12 protein-coding genes, 1 tRNA gene and 1 riboswitch are annotated in these 17880 nt (G+C 68.2%); of the genes, 7 read left to right on the top strand and 6 right to left on the bottom strand.

Annotated features, from left to right (window positions below):
• Nucleotides 1–150: 150 nt before the first annotated feature.
• On the top strand, nt 151–900 hold the full coding sequence (locus CCS01_RS18535) for a YebC/PmpR family DNA-binding transcriptional regulator (protein WP_104520255.1): 750 nt from the start codon (nt 151–153) through the stop codon (nt 898–900).
• A 72-nt stretch (nt 901–972) separates the two neighbouring features.
• Nucleotides 973–1491 (top strand): crossover junction endodeoxyribonuclease RuvC, encoded by a 519-nt coding sequence (ruvC, locus tag CCS01_RS18530; RefSeq protein WP_104520254.1) that lies wholly within the window; start codon nt 973–975, stop codon nt 1489–1491.
• Nucleotides 1492–1503: 12 nt separating this feature from the next.
• Here the strand turns inward: ruvC and CCS01_RS32985 are convergent, their stop codons facing one another.
• Complete coding sequence (locus CCS01_RS32985; protein WP_146101836.1) at nt 1504–1812, bottom strand: hypothetical protein; 309 nt, start codon at nt 1810–1812, stop codon at nt 1504–1506.
• Nucleotides 1813–2205: 393 nt separating this feature from the next.
• Here CCS01_RS32985 and CCS01_RS18525 point away from each other — a divergent pair, with 393 nt between their 5' ends.
• Nucleotides 2206–3069: a hypothetical protein gene (locus CCS01_RS18525; protein ID WP_104520253.1), complete on the top strand. Its 864-nt coding sequence runs from the start codon at nt 2206–2208 to the stop codon at nt 3067–3069.
• A 446-nt stretch (nt 3070–3515) separates the two neighbouring features.
• On the opposite strand, the gene thiC is transcribed toward CCS01_RS18525, so the two are convergent.
• The 4 genes from thiC to ribA form a co-directional block, all read right to left on the bottom strand.
• Entirely contained in the window at nt 3516–5348 is a 1833-nt protein-coding gene (gene thiC, locus CCS01_RS18520) for a phosphomethylpyrimidine synthase ThiC (RefSeq protein WP_104520252.1), read from the bottom strand.
• A gap of 73 nt (nt 5349–5421) precedes the next feature.
• Nucleotides 5422–5547, bottom strand: a riboswitch (TPP riboswitch).
• Nucleotides 5548–5599: 52 nt separating this feature from the next.
• A tRNA-Gly gene (locus CCS01_RS18515) sits at nt 5600–5673 on the bottom strand.
• Nucleotides 5674–5905: 232 nt separating this feature from the next.
• A complete protein-coding gene (locus CCS01_RS18510) occupies nt 5906–6163 on the bottom strand; it encodes a DUF3126 family protein (RefSeq protein ID WP_104520251.1) in 258 nt (85 codons plus the stop codon).
• A gap of 123 nt (nt 6164–6286) precedes the next feature.
• The gene (gene ribA, locus CCS01_RS18505) at nt 6287–7405 is read right to left on the bottom strand and encodes a GTP cyclohydrolase II (RefSeq protein WP_104520250.1); all 1119 of its coding nucleotides are present in this window, start codon (nt 7403–7405) and stop codon (nt 6287–6289) included.
• Nucleotides 7406–7772: 367 nt separating this feature from the next.
• On the opposite strand from ribA, the gene CCS01_RS18500 reads away from it, so the two are divergent.
• Both CCS01_RS18500 and mgtA read left to right on the top strand, forming a co-directional pair.
• On the top strand, nt 7773–8510 hold the full coding sequence (locus tag CCS01_RS18500; RefSeq protein WP_104520249.1) for a response regulator transcription factor: 738 nt from the start codon (nt 7773–7775) through the stop codon (nt 8508–8510).
• A gap of 362 nt (nt 8511–8872) precedes the next feature.
• Nucleotides 8873–11461 (top strand): magnesium-translocating P-type ATPase, encoded by a 2589-nt coding sequence (gene mgtA / locus CCS01_RS18495; RefSeq protein WP_239992229.1) that lies wholly within the window; start codon nt 8873–8875, stop codon nt 11459–11461.
• Between the two features lie 1387 nt (nt 11462–12848).
• Here mgtA and CCS01_RS18485 read toward each other — a convergent pair.
• Nucleotides 12849–14033, bottom strand: coding sequence for a serine hydrolase domain-containing protein (locus tag CCS01_RS18485; RefSeq protein WP_104520247.1), 1185 nt, complete (start codon nt 14031–14033; stop codon nt 12849–12851).
• Nucleotides 14034–14263: 230 nt separating this feature from the next.
• Between CCS01_RS18485 and CCS01_RS18480 the strand changes: the two genes are divergently transcribed.
• Nucleotides 14264–16228 carry a PHA/PHB synthase family protein gene (locus CCS01_RS18480; RefSeq protein ID WP_204848345.1) on the top strand — a complete coding sequence of 655 codons (1965 nt, stop codon included), beginning with the start codon at nt 14264–14266 and terminating at the stop codon, nt 16226–16228.
• A 621-nt stretch (nt 16229–16849) separates the two neighbouring features.
• A complete protein-coding gene (locus CCS01_RS18475) occupies nt 16850–17842 on the top strand; it encodes an MDR family oxidoreductase (RefSeq protein ID WP_104520246.1) in 993 nt (330 codons plus the stop codon).
• Nucleotides 17843–17880: the final 38 nt, after the last annotated feature.

Below are 17880 nucleotides of genomic sequence, written 5' to 3'. Positions count from 1 at the left end.
TCCCAACCGGCACGGAAAGCCCCAGCCAGCCCACCGCCCATGCCTACGAACCGCCCGGCCCCAAAGTCCACCCTCACAAGCCGCGTTTGCCACCAGCGCGTTGCATAGTATCTAAGGCCCAACGCCAACCCTGGAATTGATCAACGACCTATGGCCGGCCATTCCCAGTTCAAGAACATCATGCACCGCAAGGGCGCGCAGGACGCCCGTCGCGCCCGCCAGTTCGCGCGCCTGATCCGCGAAATCACCGTCGCCGCCCGGCACGGCCTGCCCGACCCGGCCTCCAACCCGCGGCTGCGCGCCGCGGTCACCGCCGCGCGCCAGGCCAACATGCCGAAGGACACGGTGGACCGCGCCATCAAGAAGGCCACCGGCGCCGGCGCGGGCGACGACTACGCCGAGGTCCGCTACGAGGGCTACGGCCCCGCCGGCGTCGCGGTAATCGTCGAGGCACTGACCGACAACCGCAACCGCACCGCCTCCGACGTCCGCTCCGCCTTCTCCAAGCACGGCGGGGCGCTGGGCGAGACCAACTCGGTCAGCTTCATGTTCAACCGCCTGGGCGTAATCCGCTATCCGGCCGCCGTCGCCACCGCCGACGCCATGCTGGAAGCCGCCATCGAGGCCGGCGCCGAGAACGCCGAAAGCGACGACGAGACGCACGAGGTCACCTGCCCGATCGAGGACTTCTTCACCGTCCGCGACGCCCTGGAAGCCCGCTTCGGCGCGCCCGAGAGCGCGAAGCTGGAATGGCGGCCGACCACCCTGGTGACATTGGACGAGGACCGCGCCGCCGGCCTGCTGAAGCTGCTGGACGCGCTGGACGAGAACGACGACGTGCAGAACGTCTATGCCAACTTCGACATCCCCGAGGCGGTGATGCAGAAACTGTCGGCGTAGCGGCATGCGTTGGTAGCTTCGCCCCGTCCCGGCGTATAAGCAGGATACGCACGGCGGGGATGCGAATCGGCGATGGTCAGGCTGCTCGGCATCGATCCGGGACTGCGCTTCACGGGCTGGGGCCTGATCGAGGCCGACGGCAACCGCCTGGCCCACGTCGCCGACGGCGTCATCGCCACCGACAGCGACGCCTCCGTCCCCGAGCGGCTGAAGCTGCTGCACGACGCCCTGATGGCGCTGCTGGCGCTGCATCGCCCGGCCGAGGCCGCGGTCGAGGAAACCTATGTCAACCGCAACGGCACCGCGACCCTGAAGCTGGGCTACGCCCGCGGGGTGGCGCTGCTGACTCCGGCGCTCGTCGGCGTCCCGGTGACCGAATACGCCGCCAAGACCGTGAAGATGGCCGTGGTCGGCACCGGCGGGGCGGAGAAGGAGCAGGTGGCGATGATGGTGCGCCGCCTGCTGCCGGGCGCCACGCTCCGCCGCGCCGACGCCGCCGACGCGCTGGCGGTGGCGATCTGCCATGCACACCACCGGTCGTCTCGGCTGGTGTGGAGCGCGGCAGGCGGCGCCCGGACCGTGGCGATCTGATGCGCAACTCCCTCAAAGCGCGGTTCGCTCGGCGCGCGGTTGCCGTTCGCTGATATTTTGCCCCGCGGATCGTCGCCTGTCGCTGGCATGCGGCGCATTGGCGATCATGTGCGAAACCCTCATGTTGCCCATGCGCTCACAGGCTCCATGACTGACGCGGGTTCCCTGTCGCCTCACGAGGAAGATGCGGAGGAGAAGGCGCAGCGTCTTGCCCATGAGGCTGAAATGATCGCCGCAGCGCGGGCTGCAGTCACCGCTGGCCGGACCGCCTGCGCGATCACACAGAGCCGCTGGAGCCGCAGACAGAATATCCGTGTGCATCGGTGTTTCCAGAATCCGGCGCTCTCAGCGCGGCACAAACCGGCCGGCAGCGCTCGGGCCGGGATGCAGCGAGGCTGATCATTCTGCGGAACAAGCGGCAACGCAGAGCAGATGATAGCCATGCGAGCACATCCGGCTGGCTCCGCCGGAACAGGGCATGCATTGCGGAGGTCGTCCGCAGCGCGGTCCACGGGTGCGGATTCGCCGGCCGGAACCAGCCGTGGACCAAGCCGCTGGAGATAGGCCTGCCGGGTGCGGCTACACAGGCCGATCCATCGCGGGACTTCAACAAACAGCGGCGGCGGCAAAGCAAATCGGTATCGTATGGCAATATTTGTTCTTGATTTGTTCGAAACCCTGTGGTAGAGGGCGGCAAAATTCGGAGTATCCGGCATGTCCGAGACGTCCTCGCCCGCCACCCGCTCTCGCCGCCAGTCCGATTGGCTGAAGACCATCATCGTCACCTTCCTGGCCCCGATGTTCCTGTGGGCCTGCGACGGCGACGTGGACCTCGCCCGGACTGCCGCGGCCGAGACGCTGGACGAGTTCGGCATCCTCGGCCACCGCGGAATGATCACCGCCGCCAGGATCATCGCCTATGAACTCGCCGCCCTGAGTTCCCTCAGCCAGTCGATGGAAGACGACATTCCGCCGGCGCTGGCCCTGCGCCTGCGCAGCAACGCCAACAGCCTCGACCGTGCCGCCGAGCGGAATCGCCAGGCGCTGGCGCTCGAGCAACGGGCCGCCAGGGCACAGCCCGTGGACGTGGATGCCGTGGCCGCGTCCGTCGCCAAAACCCGGGAACTCGTCCGTGCCGCCAAGGCCCGTGCGCAGGCCGCGCCAGTGCCGGACACGCCGCGCCCCGCCGGCGCCGCACCCCAGGGCCGGCCCGCACAATCGCCCGCGCCGATGCCGGACGCGCCCGTGCGGCCGTCGCCCACGCCGCAGATGACGCCGCAAGCCACGCCTGCCCGGCAGGGTCAGCCGAAGGATACGCAAGCGCTGTGGAACACCATCTGGGCCGAGGCGATGGCGGACCTGGCGGCGGAGTTCACCGCCGATCTGGCCAGGCTGCCGCCGGCGGAGCGGGCCATGGAGAAGGCGCGCATCGATCTGCTGCTCGAGGCATCGACGACGCTCGCATCCGGCACGGCGGCGCCCTACGGCAATCCGTTGGCTCCTGCTGGCCGGCCTGGCACTGCCGACGGCAACGCCGCGGCCGATCGCTCACCGTCACGGCCGGGCGTGTCAGGATAGGGCTTCCCCCTCACCGTCATGGCCGGGCGTGTCCCCATACGCGCTAACTTGGGCGGCCAGGAGCACGGCCGTTGCTACCCCGTCATGGTGGGCGCAGGCCCACCATCCACGCCTTTTGCCGATACCAGCACCGCAAGGCGTGGATGGCGGCCCAGCGGCCGCCATGACGACGGGACAGTGCGCCGCGTCCCGTCGCCTAAGTTACAGCAGACCGCAGGTCGATTGAGACCGGGCGACGGCGCTCCCTCATCGTCATGGCCCGGCTCGTCCGGGCCACCTATCGCGGCACATGTGCTGGAACAGGTGGCCCGGACAAGCCGGGCCATGACGATGAGGACAGGGGGCCTCAGTGTCCCAACCGACCTGCGGTCTGCTGTAGCGCCTATGGGGCGTGTCCCGGCCATGACGGGAAAGAAACGGACCGCGCCCCGAACTACGCCACTGACCTACTCCGCCGCCTGCTGCGGCAGGTAGATCTGCTTCCCTCCCTGCTCAAACTCGGCACTCTTCGCTTCCATGCCCGCCATCCGCTCCGCCTCCACCCGCAGATCCTGCGTGATCTGCATCGAGCAGAACTTCGGCCCGCACATCGAGCAGAAATGCGCCACCTTGTGCGCCTCCTTCGGCAGCGTCTCGTCGTGGAACTGCCGCGCCGTGTCGGGATCGAGCGAGAGGTTGAACTGATCCTCCCAGCGGAACTCGAACCGCGCCCGGCTGATCGCGTCGTCCCGCAGCTTCGCCGCCGGATGCCCTTTCGCCAGGTCCGCCGCGTGCGCCGCGATGCGATACGTAATGACGCCCGTCTTCACGTCGTCCCGGTCCGGCAGCCCCAGGTGCTCCTTCGGCGTCACGTAGCACAGCATCGCCGTGCCGTACCAGCCGATCATCGCCGCGCCGATGGCCGAGGTGATGTGGTCGTAGCCCGGCGCGATGTCGGTGGTCAGCGGCCCGAGCGTATAGAACGGCGCCTCGCCGCACTCCCGCAGCTGCTTCTCCATGTTGACCTTGATCTTGTGCATCGGCACGTGGCCGGGGCCTTCGATCATCACCTGGCAGCCCTTGTCCCAGGCGATCTTCGTCAGCTCGCCCAGCGTCTCCAGCTCGCCGAACTGCGCCGCGTCGTTGGCGTCGGCGTTCGACCCCGGGCGCAGGCCGTCACCCAGCGAGAACGACACGTCGTACTTGCGCATGATGTCGCAGATCTCGTCGAAGCGCTCGTACAGGAAGCTTTCCTTGTGCCGCGACAGGCACCACTTCGCCATGATCGAGCCGCCGCGCGAGACGATGCCGGTGACGCGCTTCGCCGTCAGCGGCACGTAGCGCAGCCGCACGCCGGCATGGATGGTGAAGTAATCGACGCCCTGCTCGGCCTGCTCGATCAGGGTGTCCTTGAACACCTCCCAGTCCAGCTTCGTCGGGTCCCCATCCACCTTCTCCAGCGCCTGGTAGATCGGCACCGTGCCGATGGGCACCGGCGAGTTGCGCATGATCCAGCCGCGGATGTTGTGGATGTTGCGGCCGGTGGACAGGTCCATCACCGTATCGCTGCCCCAGCGGATCGCCCAGACCAGCTTCTCTACCTCCTCGGCCACGCCCGAGGTCACTGCCGAGTTGCCGATATTGGCGTTGATCTTCACCAGGAAGTTGCGGCCGATGATGACCGGCTCCAGCTCCGGGTGGTTGATGTTGGCGGGGATGATGGCGCGGCCGCGGGCGATCTCGTCGCGGACGAATTCCGGGGTGATGAAGGCGGGGATCTCGGCGCCGAAGCTCTCGCCGTCGGCGATGCGCGCCTCGGCGCCGGCGATCATCGCCGCGCGGCCCATGTTCTCGCGGTGGGCGACGTAGATCATCTCGTCGGTGATGATGCCGGCACGGGCGAACTCATACTGCGTCACCAGCTGCCCGGGACGGCCGCCATACACCGGATGATCCGCCGGGCAGGCGGGCACCAGCTTGTCGTCGCCGATGTTGCCGTTGTCCTCGGGCCGCACGGCACGCGGCTGCAGGCGGTCGAAGCCGCGCTTCGCGATCCACTCCCGGCGAATCGGCGGCAGTCCGGCTTCCAGGTCGATCGTCACCGAGGGGTCGGTGTACACGCCCGAGCAGTCATACGCCCGGTACGGCTCTTCCCCGGCGGACGGGTCGAGCGCGATCTCGCGGAACGGCACGCGGATGTCCGGCCGTCCCTCCGGGCTGCTGTAGATCCTGCGGGAGCCGGCAATCGGTCCGGTCGTCACCGAACTGGGGCGGATGTTGGATTTGGACTGGACCGTCATGGACCTCTCCTTAGCCCTGGTGGGCGGCCCCGTGAGGGGCGTTGTGGGCGATGCGGATGACGGAAACAGGTCCGACGTGATGGAGACCCGTCCCTCCGCCGGCATGACCCGGTTCAGGTTCAAGGGTCATCGCACCGCCGGTTTCGCCGGCTTGCCGCGATATCTCAGCCCCGTCGGTGGGACTCCCCTCGGTAATCCGGGAAGATGCGACCGGTTCGGCGGATGTGTCAAATGGGGGACAGGGAAATTTTTGGAGCGGGTGACGGGAATCGAACCCGCACAGCCAGCTTGGAAGGCTGGGACTCTACCATTGAGCTACACCCGCGCCGCGCACCGGACCCTAGCCGCTGGGCCGGCAAGACGCAATGACTTCTGCCAACCGGCGGCGGGAGTGGCCGTCGCCCTTCCGTCGTGGCCGGGCGTGTCCCGGCCATCCACCCCCCCACCGTCGAAGCACAGATGGCCGGGACACGCCCGGCCATGACGGAGAGGCAACGGCCATGATGCTGGAGCGCCGGTGCGCAACGGTCAATCGCCAGGCCGTCCGGTATCCGGCGTCAGCGCCGCCCGGCCGTGCCCGTGGCCGGCTTCGCCACCGGGCGCGGCGCCGGCAGATCCTCCTCCAGGACCGTCAGATGGATGGAATAGGAGGTTTCCCCTTCCTCCACGTCCTTGTGGACGGTGCCGATCGTCTCGTCATTGACCGCCAGTTCGATGGTGGCACCCCTGCGCGGCGGCTGCACCACCCGGATTCGCTCGCTGCCGAACAGCTTACGCAGATAGGTTTGCAGGCGGTCGATGTCGGAAGGAGTCATGGGCTTCTCAATCAGAAAGGAATTCAGGCTTTAGTCTCGCGCCCAGGAGCGGTCCAGACTCAGGCGGTCCCGGCCAGGGTCGCCGGCGCCATAGCGTCGTCGTCCGGCACGCAAGACCGGCGGCTAGTCCAGCATGTGGCCAAATCGGGACGCCTTGGTGGCCAGATACTCGTCGTTAACGCCGTTCGGGGCAAACAGATGCGGCACCCGCCCGGCGACCTCGATGCCGCAGGCGGCCATGCCGTCCAGCTTGTCGGGATTGTTGGTCAGCAGGCGCACCCGCTTGATGCCCAGGATCTGCAGGACCGCCGCGCCGACGAGGAAGTTCCGCTCGTCCGCGCCCCAGCCCAGCACCCGGTTGGCGTCCATCGTGTCCAGCCCGCGGTCCTGCAGCTGGTAGGCGCGCAGCTTGTTGATCAGGCCGATGCCGCGGCCCTCCTGCGCCAGGTACAGCAGCACGCCGGCGCCGTCCTCCGCCATGCGGCGAATCGCCCCGCGCAGTTGTTCACCGCAGTCGCAGCGCATGCTGCCCAGCAGGTCGCCGGTGAAACATTCCGAATGCACCCGCACCAGCGGCGCCGGATGCGCGAGCGGATTTCCGATCACAATTGCGAGATGTTCGGCCGCCGTCGCGTCCGTCCGGAAAGCGACCACCTGGCTGTCGGGCGCGTCGGTCAGCGGCACCTGCGCGGCCACGATCTGCCGCAGGCCGGCGATCTCGTGGGTGTTGTAGGTCAGCACCTCGACGGCCGGCACGTGCAGCAGATCGTGGCCCGCCAGGCCGTCCGGCGGCTGCGGCAGCGGCACGGCCAGCACCGCCGGCAGCAGCCGGGCGATCTTGGCGAGCGCGAGCGCGGCGGCGCCGGCCTGGGCGTCGACGCTGACCTCGACCAGGTCGCGGACCGCCGGCTGCTTCGCGGTTGGGTCCACAAGGCTTTGGAATGTCGGAATATTTCTCAGGAACGGCGGCAGCGAGACGGCCACCGCCTCGGCCTGCGCCGGCATCGGCTTGCGCAGAATCGCCGCCGCCCGGGCGGTGGCAAGGATCAGCACCAGCTCCTCGCCGGCGATCGCCTCGAGCTCCGCCAGGCCCTCGGCGCCGGCGGTTTCGGCCGCCAGCAGCAGCAGCGGCGCCGGACCGTCGAGCACCACCGGCACGCCGCGCCGCAGGTCGGAGGCGGCGCGATGGATCTGCCGCAGCCGCAGGCGGGCTTGTTCGAGACGGGCTTGTTCGGCTGGCATGGCCAATTCACTTTGCATCTAATGTCGGTGGCTGCATGGCATCACCCGATCTGATAAGAGGTTGGCAAGCTTTCGCAACATCGCGAGCTTAATATCGTCACTATTGACCTTCAGACAAAAAAGCGCTCCACGACCGATGATTACAGACTGTCGGCTCCTATATAGCGCTGCAAGGCGAACGGGGCAGGCACCGGAGTTAGCGGCTCCGTCGCATGCGCGCAATGTTGTGATTGCCGGGGCTTCCCGGGCGGTGGGTTAAGCGATTTCGTCCCAATTCGGGAACATATATGGTAATCAATCTTACCAAGCTGAATCAGAACGCTGGCATCGGTCCAGCGACGTTCGAAACTGACGAGAGGAACAGCCTATGTCGGCAGAACGCCCGGTCCTGATCGTTGATGACGATGACGCTCTGCGTGAGACGCTGGTTGACCAGCTCGCAGTGGACGGCGAGTTCATCGCCACGGAGGCCGCCTCGGTGCAGGAGGCGGAGGCCCGGCTGGCGTCCAAGGATGCCCGCTTCGACGCCATCATCCTCGACGTCGGCCTGCCGGACGGCGACGGGCGCGACGTCTGCTCCAAGCTGCGCAAGCAGGGCCAGCGCATGCCGATCATCATGCTGACCGGGCTGGACAGTGAGAACGACGTGGTCCGCGGCCTGGACTGCGGCGCCAACGACTACATTGCCAAGCCGTTCAAGCTCGCGGTACTGCTCGCAAGGCTGCGGGCGCAGCTGCGGATCTTCGAAAACAGTGAGGATGCGGTCTTCACCATCGGCCCCTATACCTTCCGCCCGGCGGCCAAGCTGCTGCAGGAACCCGCCAAGAACCGCCGTATCCGCCTGACCGAGAAGGAGGCGGCGATCCTCAAGTTCCTGTATCGCGCCGGCACCCGCTCGGTCGCCCGGCAGGTGCTGCTGAACGAGGTCTGGGGCTACAACGCCGCCGTCACCACCCACACGCTGGAGACGCACATCTACCGCCTGCGCCAGAAGATCGAGCCCGATCCGGCCAACGCCCGCCTGCTGGTCACCGAAGGTGGCGGCTATCGCCTGGACCCTGAGGGCATTCCCGCGGGCCGGGTGCCGTCAGCGGTGCATGCCTGAGACCGCCCGGACGCATGACAGCAAAGCCCCTCGCAAGAGGGGCTTTTTGTTTGCCGGTCCCTCACCGTCATGGCCGGGCGTGTCCCCATGCGTGTCAGGGTAAGCGGACTGGCGGAGCAAGGGCTTCTTCCCTCACCGTCATGGCCGGGCGGCAGTCCCGGCCATCCACCCCCCGCCGTCGCAGCGCAGATGGCCGGCAGACGCCCGGCCATGACGGTGAGGCAACGGACCAAGCGCCAAATCCTTCTCCAACCGTCGCCTCATCCTGATAGCGATGGGGAGACGTGCGGCCATCACCGGGAGAGAACGACCGCCGCCATTTTCCGCCATCGCAGTGGCGGCGCCGCCGGCTGGCCACATCCGTGACGGATGACCTCGGTAACCTGCCGCCTCCCGCGCCGGCGGCAACAGCGGCCGAACCGGAACCCGAGCAGATCTGGCAGGACCCCACCGACAGCCTGCTGGCAAGGCTGCGGACCCACCCCGGCGGGCTGGACAGCAACGAGGTGCAGGCCCGGCTGGCGGCGTTCGGGCCCAACGACGCCGCGACGGTGAAGCGCAACCCGCTGTGGCTGCAGTTCCTCGCCCGCTTCGGCAATCCGCTGATCCTGATCCTGCTGATCGCCAGCGCCGTCTCCGCCGCCACCGGCGACGTCGCCAGCTTCGTCGTCATCTTCTGCATCATCATGGTCAGCATCATCTTCGACTTCGTCCAGGAGGTGCGGGCGCAGAACGCGGTCGAGGCGTTGCGGCAGTCGGTGGCGGTGCAGGCCAGCACGCGGCGCGACGGGCAGGTGGTGTCGGTGCCGCTGCACGACCTGGTGCCGGGCGACATCGTCGAGCTGATCGCCGGCGATCTCATCCCCGCCGACTCGCGGCTGCTGGAAAGCCGCGACCTGTATATCAACCAGGCACTGCTGACCGGCGAGCCCTACCCGGTGGAGAAGCAGGCCGGAAACCACGCCGCCGGCGCCGACAATCCGGCCGGCGCGTCGAATGCCGTGTTCGCCGGCACCTCGGTGATCAGCGGCACGGCGACGGCCCTGGTCTGCCGCACCGGCAAGCGCACCGCGCTGGGCCAGCTGGCCACCAGCCTGGCCGAGAAGCCGCCGGCCACCGCCTTCACCGTCGGCATACGCCGCTTCGGCATCCTGATCATGCGCTTCACCGTGCTGATGGTGCTGTTCGTGGTGATCGTGAACATCGTGTTCCACCGGCCGATGCTGCAATCGCTGATGTTCGCCGTGGCGCTCGCCGTCGGCCTGACGCCGGAGCTGTTGCCGATGATCGTGACCGTCACGCTGGCCCGCTCCGCCATGCAGATGGCCAGGCGGAAGGTCATCGTGAAGCGCCTGGCGGCGATCCACGACCTGGGCGCCATGACCGTGCTGTGCACCGACAAGACCGGCACGCTGACCGAGGCCGCGATCCGGTTGGTGCGCGCCGTCGACGGCCACGGCGCCGACAGCCCGCACGCCTTCGCCTGCGCCTATGTCAACAGCCGGTTCGAGAGCGGGATGAAAAGCCCGCTGGACGAGGCGATCCTGGCCGCCCGCCCGTTCGACATGGCGGACTTCCGCAAGGTCGACGAGGTGCCGTTCGACTTCGAGCGCCGCCGCGTCTCGGTGCTGGTGGACCACGGCGCCGCGCGACGCCTGATCGTCAAGGGCGCGGCCGAGGACCTGCTGCGCCTGTCGGGCGCGTACCAGGACGCCGACGGGGTGGAGAAGCCGCTGGACGCCGCGGCGCGGGCGGCGTTCCAGGCCACGCTCGATGGCCTCGGCGCGCAGGGCTACCGCGTGCTGGGCATCGCCAGCCGGACGGTTGACGCCAGCCACCGGACCGCGATGATCGCCGATGAAAGCAACCTGGTGTTCACCGGTTTCGCGGTATTCCTGGATCCGCCGAAGACCAGCGCCGGCGCCACCATCCGGGCGCTGGCCCAGGCCGGGGTGGCGGTGAAGGTGCTGACCGGCGACAACGAACTCGTCTCCCGCCACGTGTTCGCCGAGATCGGCGTGCCGGTCACCGGCGTGCTGACCGGCGCGGCGATCGAGCACCTGACGGCCGAGGCGCTGCTCGGGCAGGTGCGCCGGGTCAACCTGTTCTGCCGAGTCAATCCGCAGCAGAAACAGCGTGTCCTTCTGGCGCTGAAACGGCTGGGCGAGGTGGTCGGCTTCATGGGCGACGGCATCAACGACGCGCCGGCGCTGCATGCCGCCGATGTCGGGATCTCGGTCGACGGCGCCGCCGACGTCGCCCGGGCCGCGGCCGATTTGATCCTGCTGGAGCACGACCTGTCGGTGGTGCGCGAGGCCGTGGCGGCGGGGCGCGCGACGGTGCAGAACGTCTCGAAATACGTGCTGATGGGCGCCAGCTCGAACTTCGGCAACATGTTCAGCATGGCGGGCGCGACGCTGATCCTGCCGTTCCTGCCGATGCTGCCGATCCAGGTGCTGCTGAACAACCTGATCTACAACGTTTCGGAGATCGCGATTCCGTTCGACCGGGTCGATCCGGAGGCGGTCGAACGGCCGGTGAAGTGGGACATCAGGCTGATCGAGCGCTTCATGCTGGTGTTCGGGCCGGTGAGTTCGCTGTTCGACTTCATCACGTTCGGTGCCTTGCTGCTGCTGTTCAATGCCGGCGAGTCGCTGTTCCAGACCGGCTGGTTCATCGAATCGATCACCACCCAGACTCTGGTGGTGTTCTGCATCCGCACCCGGCGGCTGTTCTTCCAAAGCCGGCCGCGCCTGTTCCTGGCGGCGATGAACCTGGGCGCCGTCGCCCTGGCCATTGGGCTGGCCATGGTTTCCATCGGGAAATGGTTCGGCTTCGTGACGCCGCCGCCGCTGTTCTTCGTGTTCCTGGTCGTCGCGACTTTGGCTTACCTTGGGCTGGTGGAGGTCACCAAGGTGTTCTTCTATCGGTTCATGGCTCGGCAGCAGTGATGTGGGACTGCCATTGGGTCGTTGACGTTGCTTCCTGGTGGTGGTCGTGCTGGCTTTGGAGGAGGGGGGCGGCTTGGGGTGGCCGGGGCGTGGGTGCGTCGCTGGCGGCGGCAGGATGGTTGATGGGGTATTTCTGTTCGCACAGAGAAAAAGGGAGGCTGACAGAGGGCCACAGGGGTCAGGGGGACATCGCGCAGTCCGGTGCGGTTGTTGCCGTGGATTGAAGCGGATTGCAGTCGATCGCGGGCCGGTTGGGACGGAGGCGGCCCGTCTTCACCGGCGTGGGCCGGCGTGTCCGCAGGGGATGCATACAATCTTGGAAACAACCGCAAAATCAGAGGCTTGCCCGTTGGTCCGGACCATTCCTTTACCGTCATAGCCCGGCTGGTCCGGGCCAATCGTTTCAGCACGTGTGCCGCGACAGTTGGCCCGGACCAGCCGGACCATGGCGGTGGGGGAACGGCCACGCCGCCAATCCGTTATGTTGGCACGTATGCGGACAGGCCGGCCCATGGCGATGAAGACAGGCCGCCTCTGCATCCCAGTTTACCCGCGGTCTGCTGTATAATCCGCCTGTTGCCCGCGGTCGACTGCAATCCGCCTCAATCCACGGCAAACATCCGCACCGGACTGCGCGATGTCCCCCTGACCCCTGTGGCCCTCCGTCAGCCTCCCTTGTTCTCTGTGCGAACAGAAATACCCCATCAACCACGCCGCCCCCGCCAGGGACGCACCCAAACCCCGCCATCCCTCACCAACTGAAACGAAGACACTGCCAGCCCAGGCCCTCACTGTGACGATAGTGCCACGTGTCCGGCTTTTCACAGCCCATCCGCCCGACGCTCTCAACCTCCCCACCGGTCTTGCGATAGACTTGCGCGCGGGCCTGTCGCCTTGGCTTGACGCCATCAACCGGACCAGTAACGTCCAAACCCGTGTGACCGGATGCTACCCATGCCGCACCCCGCGGTTGACGCGCCCGGACACCAGCCTGGGAATTCGAATGCTGAAACGGCGGACCATGATACTGACGGCGCTGGCCGGCGCTGTGTTGCCGTGGCGGGCCCTGCGGGCCCAGCCACCGTATCCGGGTGGCGGCCCGCCGCCCGGCCCGCCTCCCCCTTACCATGGCGGTCCGCCCCCTGGTCCGCCACCAGGCCCGGGCTATCGGCCGCCGCCACCGCCACCGCCGCGGCATGAGGTTCGTCCGCCGCCGCCCGGCGCGTACGGCTGGCGCTGGCGGCCCGGCCATTGGGCGTGGCGCGGACGCTGGGTCTGGATCCCGGGGCACTGGTACCGCTGACCAGCTCCCCTGGTCAGCCCCCCTGGTCAGCCCTCCCTGGTCAGCTCCCGGGGGGCAGCCGGTGACCGCGGCGTAGACCAGCTCTCAGTCGGTGACCGCGGCGTAGACCAGGTCGCGGAACAGCACGCGGTAATACTCGCGCTGCATCGGCGCCTGGATCATCAGCACCGCGAACAGTCGCTCCTGCGGGTCGATCCAGAAGCTCGTCCCAGCGATGCCGCTCCAGTAGTAGTTGCCGACCGACCCCGGGAACGGCGCCATGCCGGGCCGGGTGCGGACGGCGAAGCCCAGCCCGAAGCCGTGCCCCGGCGGCAGCAGGTCGGGCGAGCCGGTGATGCGGCCCAGGTGGTCGGACGTCATCAGCTCGACCGTCTTGCGGCCGAGCATCCGCGTCTGCCCCAGGCGGCCGTTGCCCAGCAGCATGGCCATGAAACGCGCGTAGTCCATCGCGGTCGAGACCATGCCGCCGCCGCCGGACTCGAACAGCGCCGGGCGGCGGATGTCCAGCAGGGAAACATCCGTCCCGCCCTCCGGGTCCTTGGCGAAGGGTTCGGCGATGCGGGCATGGTGCTCCGCCGGCACGAAAAAGCCGCTGTCGGCCATGCCGAGCGGGGCCAGTATCCGCTCCGCCAGGAAGGTGCCCAGAGTCTGGCCGGAGATCACCTCCACCAGGCGGCCCAGCACGTCGGTCGAGCGGCTGTATTCCCACACCGTGCCCGGCTGGTGCAGCAGCGGCAGGCCCGCCAGCGTCTCCGCCTGCTCGGCGTTGCTCTGCTTCAGCCGCCCCAGCCGGGCCTTCACATACGCCTCGTGGATCGGCGTGTCGCCGCGGAACTCATAGGTCAGGCCGGAGGTGTGCCGCAGCAGGTCCTGCACCGTTATCGGCGCGTCGGCGGGGGTCCGGCCATAGATGCTGCCGCTGATCACGCCGACTTCGGTGTCGTTGAATGCGGGAATGTATTTGCCGATGGGATCGTTCAGCAGCAGCCGCCCTTCCTCCCACAGCATCATCACCGCGACCGAGACCAGCGGCTTGGTCATCGAATAGATGCGGAAGATCGCATCGGCGGCCATCGGCCGATCCGACGCCGGGTCAAGCCGGCCGAAGCTCTCATGGTAGGCGATCTTGCCGTGCCGGGCGACCAGCGCCACCGCGCCGGGGATGTGGCCGCTGGCGACGCGCTGGCTCAGCACGCCGGACAGGCGCTTCAGCGCCGTCGGGTCGAGGCCGACTTCCTCGGGTTTCGCCGTCGGCAACGATACGGTCATCCAGAGGCTCCTTGTCATGGGCTGGACGGCCAGTATCGCCGGACTCCGCGGCGGATCAAGGCATCGGCGGCCGGTCGCGGCCCGTGACCAACCGGGCGGATGCGCGTTATCCTGGACAGGCTGGGGCGCCGCCGCGGTTTGGCCGTTTCCAGCCTCGCCCGAACATTGTAAGGCCGTACAGAGCCGTCGGGATCGCCGGGCCGCGCCCGGTCAACTGCAAGGAGGCGTTCATGGACAGCAAGAACCCGAGCCCCGCAAATCCGCGTTCCGGGCGGGGCGCTGCCGCAATCCAGCCGGGGTCGGAGGCCCTGCTCGACCTGTGGACCTCCTGGATGGAGGCCGCGTCCGGGTCCGGCCCGGGGCTCGGCAAGGCCTGGACTGGGCCGATACCGCCCTGGTGGCCGACGGTGCCGGACGTCGCCGGCGCCAATCCGCTGGCCGCCGGGATGAAGCCGTTCGATGACATGATGGGGAGCAATTCCGCCCTGCGCGCCATCGACCAGGTGTGGAACACCAACCCGCTGCGCGAGGTCGTGCCAGTGGACTGGGCGGAGATCGCCCACGCGCTGCGCACTATCTGGCTGCGCACCCTGAGCGATCCGGCCAAGGCGGTCTCCGCCGCCGCGGACCTGAATGCGCGCGTGTTCAGCGCCGCCGCCGACGCCTGGCGGGACGCGGCGCAGCGCTGGCTGGGGGCGGCCGAACCCGTGGACCCCAAGGCCGCCCGCGCCGCCGACAAGCGCTTCGCCGCGCCGGAATGGCAGACCAATCCCGCCTTCCGCACGCTGAAGGAGATGTACCTGCTCGCCTCCGACTGGCTGCTGAAGCAGAGCGCCATCGGCGACCTGGACGACTCCGAGGAACTGCGGCTGCACTTCCACCTGCGCCAGTTCGTCGACGCCATGAGCCCGACGCTGATGCTGATGTCCAACCCCGAGGCGCTGCGCCGGGCGATGGAAACCGGCGGCGCCAGCCTGGCCGACGGCATGCGCAACCTGATGCAGGACATGAAGGAGGGGCGGCTGAGCATGGTCGACGCCACCGCCTTCGCCCCCGGCCGCAACCTGGCGCTGACGCCGGGCAAGGTGGTGTACCGCAACAAGCTGATCGAGTTGATCCAGTACGCGCCGTCAACCGAGACGGTGCACCAGATCCCGCTGCTGATCATCCCGCCGTGGATCAACAAGTTCTACATCATGGACATGCAGCCGAAGAACAGCATGGTCCGTTACTTCGTCTCGCAGGGCTTCACGGTTTTCATGGTCTCGTGGAAGAACCCGGACGGTTCCATGGATTCCACGACGATCGAGGACTACATGGACCAGGGCCCGCTGGCGGCGAGCGACGTGGTGCGGGAGATCACCGGCAGCCAGACGCTGAATGTCATGGGCTACTGCATCGGCGGCACGCTGCTGGCGATGACCCTGGCCTGGCTGGCGGCGCGCGGCGACAAGCGGTTCAATGCCGCCACCTTCATGGTGTCGTTGCAGGATTTCTCCAAGGTCGGCGACACCGCGGTGTTCCTGGGCGATACCGCGATCGACTTCGTCGAGCAGCAGATGCTGGAACGCGGCTACCTGGACAGCCGCGAGATGTCCAACATGTTCAACCTGCTGCGCTCGAACGACCTGATCTGGTCGAACGTGGTGAACAACTACCTGCTGGGGCAGAAGCCGCCGGCGTTCGACCTGCTGTACTGGAACAGCGACGGCACCCGCATGGCGCGCGCGGCGCACAGCTGGTACCTGCGCAACACCTATGTCGAGAACAACCTGGTCAAGCCGGGGAAGATCCGGATCAAGGGCGAGGCGCTGGACCTGGGGCGCATCACGCTGGATGTCTATGCCGTGGGGGCGGAGAAGGACCACATCGTGCCGTGGGACACCGCCTGGCACATCACCCACCTGACCGGCGGCAAGGTGCGGTTCGTGCTGGCCTCCAGCGGGCACATCGCCGGGATCATCAATCCGCCGGGCGGCAAGGGCACCTTCTGGGCGAACGACACCGACGCTCCGGTGGCGGCGACGGCGAAGCAGTGGCGGGAGTCGTGCACGGTGCACGACGGCAGCTGGTGGACCGACTGGGCGCGCTGGCTGGCCGAGCACGGCGGCGAGAAGGGCAAGCTGCCGCCGATGGGCGGGAAGAAGCATCCGCCGCTGGGCGATGCGCCCGGGACCTATGTGCTGGAGAAATAGCGCGGGTCGCCCTCTCTGTTGCCGGGGTCGGGCGCCGGGGTCGGGTCGCAGGGCTCGGGTCGTCTCCCTATCGTCATGGCCGGGCGTGTCCCCATGCGTATCAGGATAGGGCGACGGCCGGAGAAGGGTTTGGCGCCGCGGTCGTTCTCTCACCGTCATGGCCGGGCGTGTCCCGGCCATCTGCGCTTCGACAGCGGGGGGTGGATGGCCGGGACACGCCCGGCCATGACGGTGAGGGCGAAGCCCTTGCTCCGTCAGTTCGCTTATCCTGGTACGCATGAGGCGTGTCCCGGCCATCTGCGCACGGGCGATGGGGGGTGGCTGGCCTGCGCGTTAAAACAGCGGCGGTCGTTGCTACCGCGTCACGCCGGGCCTTCGCCCACCATGACGGTATAGCAACGCCCGTGCCTCCGATCCTGCTATTTTAACGCCTATGGGGGCTGCGCCCGGCATGGACGGTATGGCAACGCCCGTGCCACCGACCCCGCTGTTTTAACGCTTATGGGGGGTGGCCGCGACACGTCCGGCCCTGACGATGAACGAACGACCTGCGCCGCCATGGACGGCCGCCGGTTTATTCCGTAGGCATGCGCCGCTGGTTCCGCGGCAAGGGAGAGAACAATGAGCGATTTCACCGCACTTGTGCTGCACGAGGCCGACGGCAAGGTCGAGCCCCGCATCGAACAAGTGAACGAAACGGCGCTTCCCCCCGGCGACGTCACCGTTGCGGTTGAATATTCGACGCTGAACTACAAGGACGGGCTGATCCTGAACGGCCTCGGCCGCCTGGTGCGCAAGTACCCGCATGTCGGCGGCATCGACTTCGCCGGCACCGTCGAGCGCTCGGACTCGCCGGATTTTCGGCCCGGCGACACGGTCGTGCTGACCGGTTGGCGTGTCGGCGAGGTGCAGTGGGGCGGGTTTGCCCAGAAGGCGCGGGTCAAGGCCTCGATGCTGGTGAAGCTGCCCGGCGGATTGACGAGCAAGCACGCGATGGCCATCGGCACCGCCGGCTTCACCGCCATGCTCGCAGTCATGCAGCTCGAGCGCCGTGGGCTCACGCCGGGGGCAGGGGAGGTTCTGGTGACTGGCGCCGCCGGCGGCGTCGGCGGCGTTGCCACCGCCGTGCTGGCGCGGCTGGGCCACACGGTCGTCGCCTCCACCGGGCGCGCGGCGATGCACGACTACCTGCGCGGCCTGGGCGCAAGCGCAATCATCGACCGGGCGGAGCTGGCGAAGGCGCCGCAACGGCCGCTGGACAGCGAGCGCTGGGCCGGGGCGGTCGATGCCGTCGGCGGCACCACGCTGGCGACCATCCTGACGCAGATGGCGTACCGCGGCAGCGTGGCGGCCTGCGGCCTGGCCGGCGGCGCCGAGCTGGCGACCACGGTCGTTCCGTTCCTGCTGCGCGGCGTCAACCTGCTGGGCATCGACTCCGTGATGTGCCCGATGCCGGAGCGGCAGGAAGCCTGGCAGCGGCTGGTGCGCGATCTGCCGATGGACCGGCTGGATGCCATGACCGAGACGGCGCCGCTGCGGGCGCTGCCGGAGCTCGGCGGCCGGATCCTGAAGGGGGAGACCCGTGGGCGGGTGGTGATCGACGTGAACGCCTGAAGAGGCCGGGGGACCTGCCCGGGGGACGTGCCCGGGGG

The sequence above is a fragment of the Rhodopila globiformis genome (genome assembly GCF_002937115.1).
Lineage (GTDB): Bacteria > Pseudomonadota > Alphaproteobacteria > Acetobacterales > Acetobacteraceae > Rhodopila > Rhodopila globiformis.
This window is presented reverse-complemented; position numbering and strand designations above follow the sequence as displayed.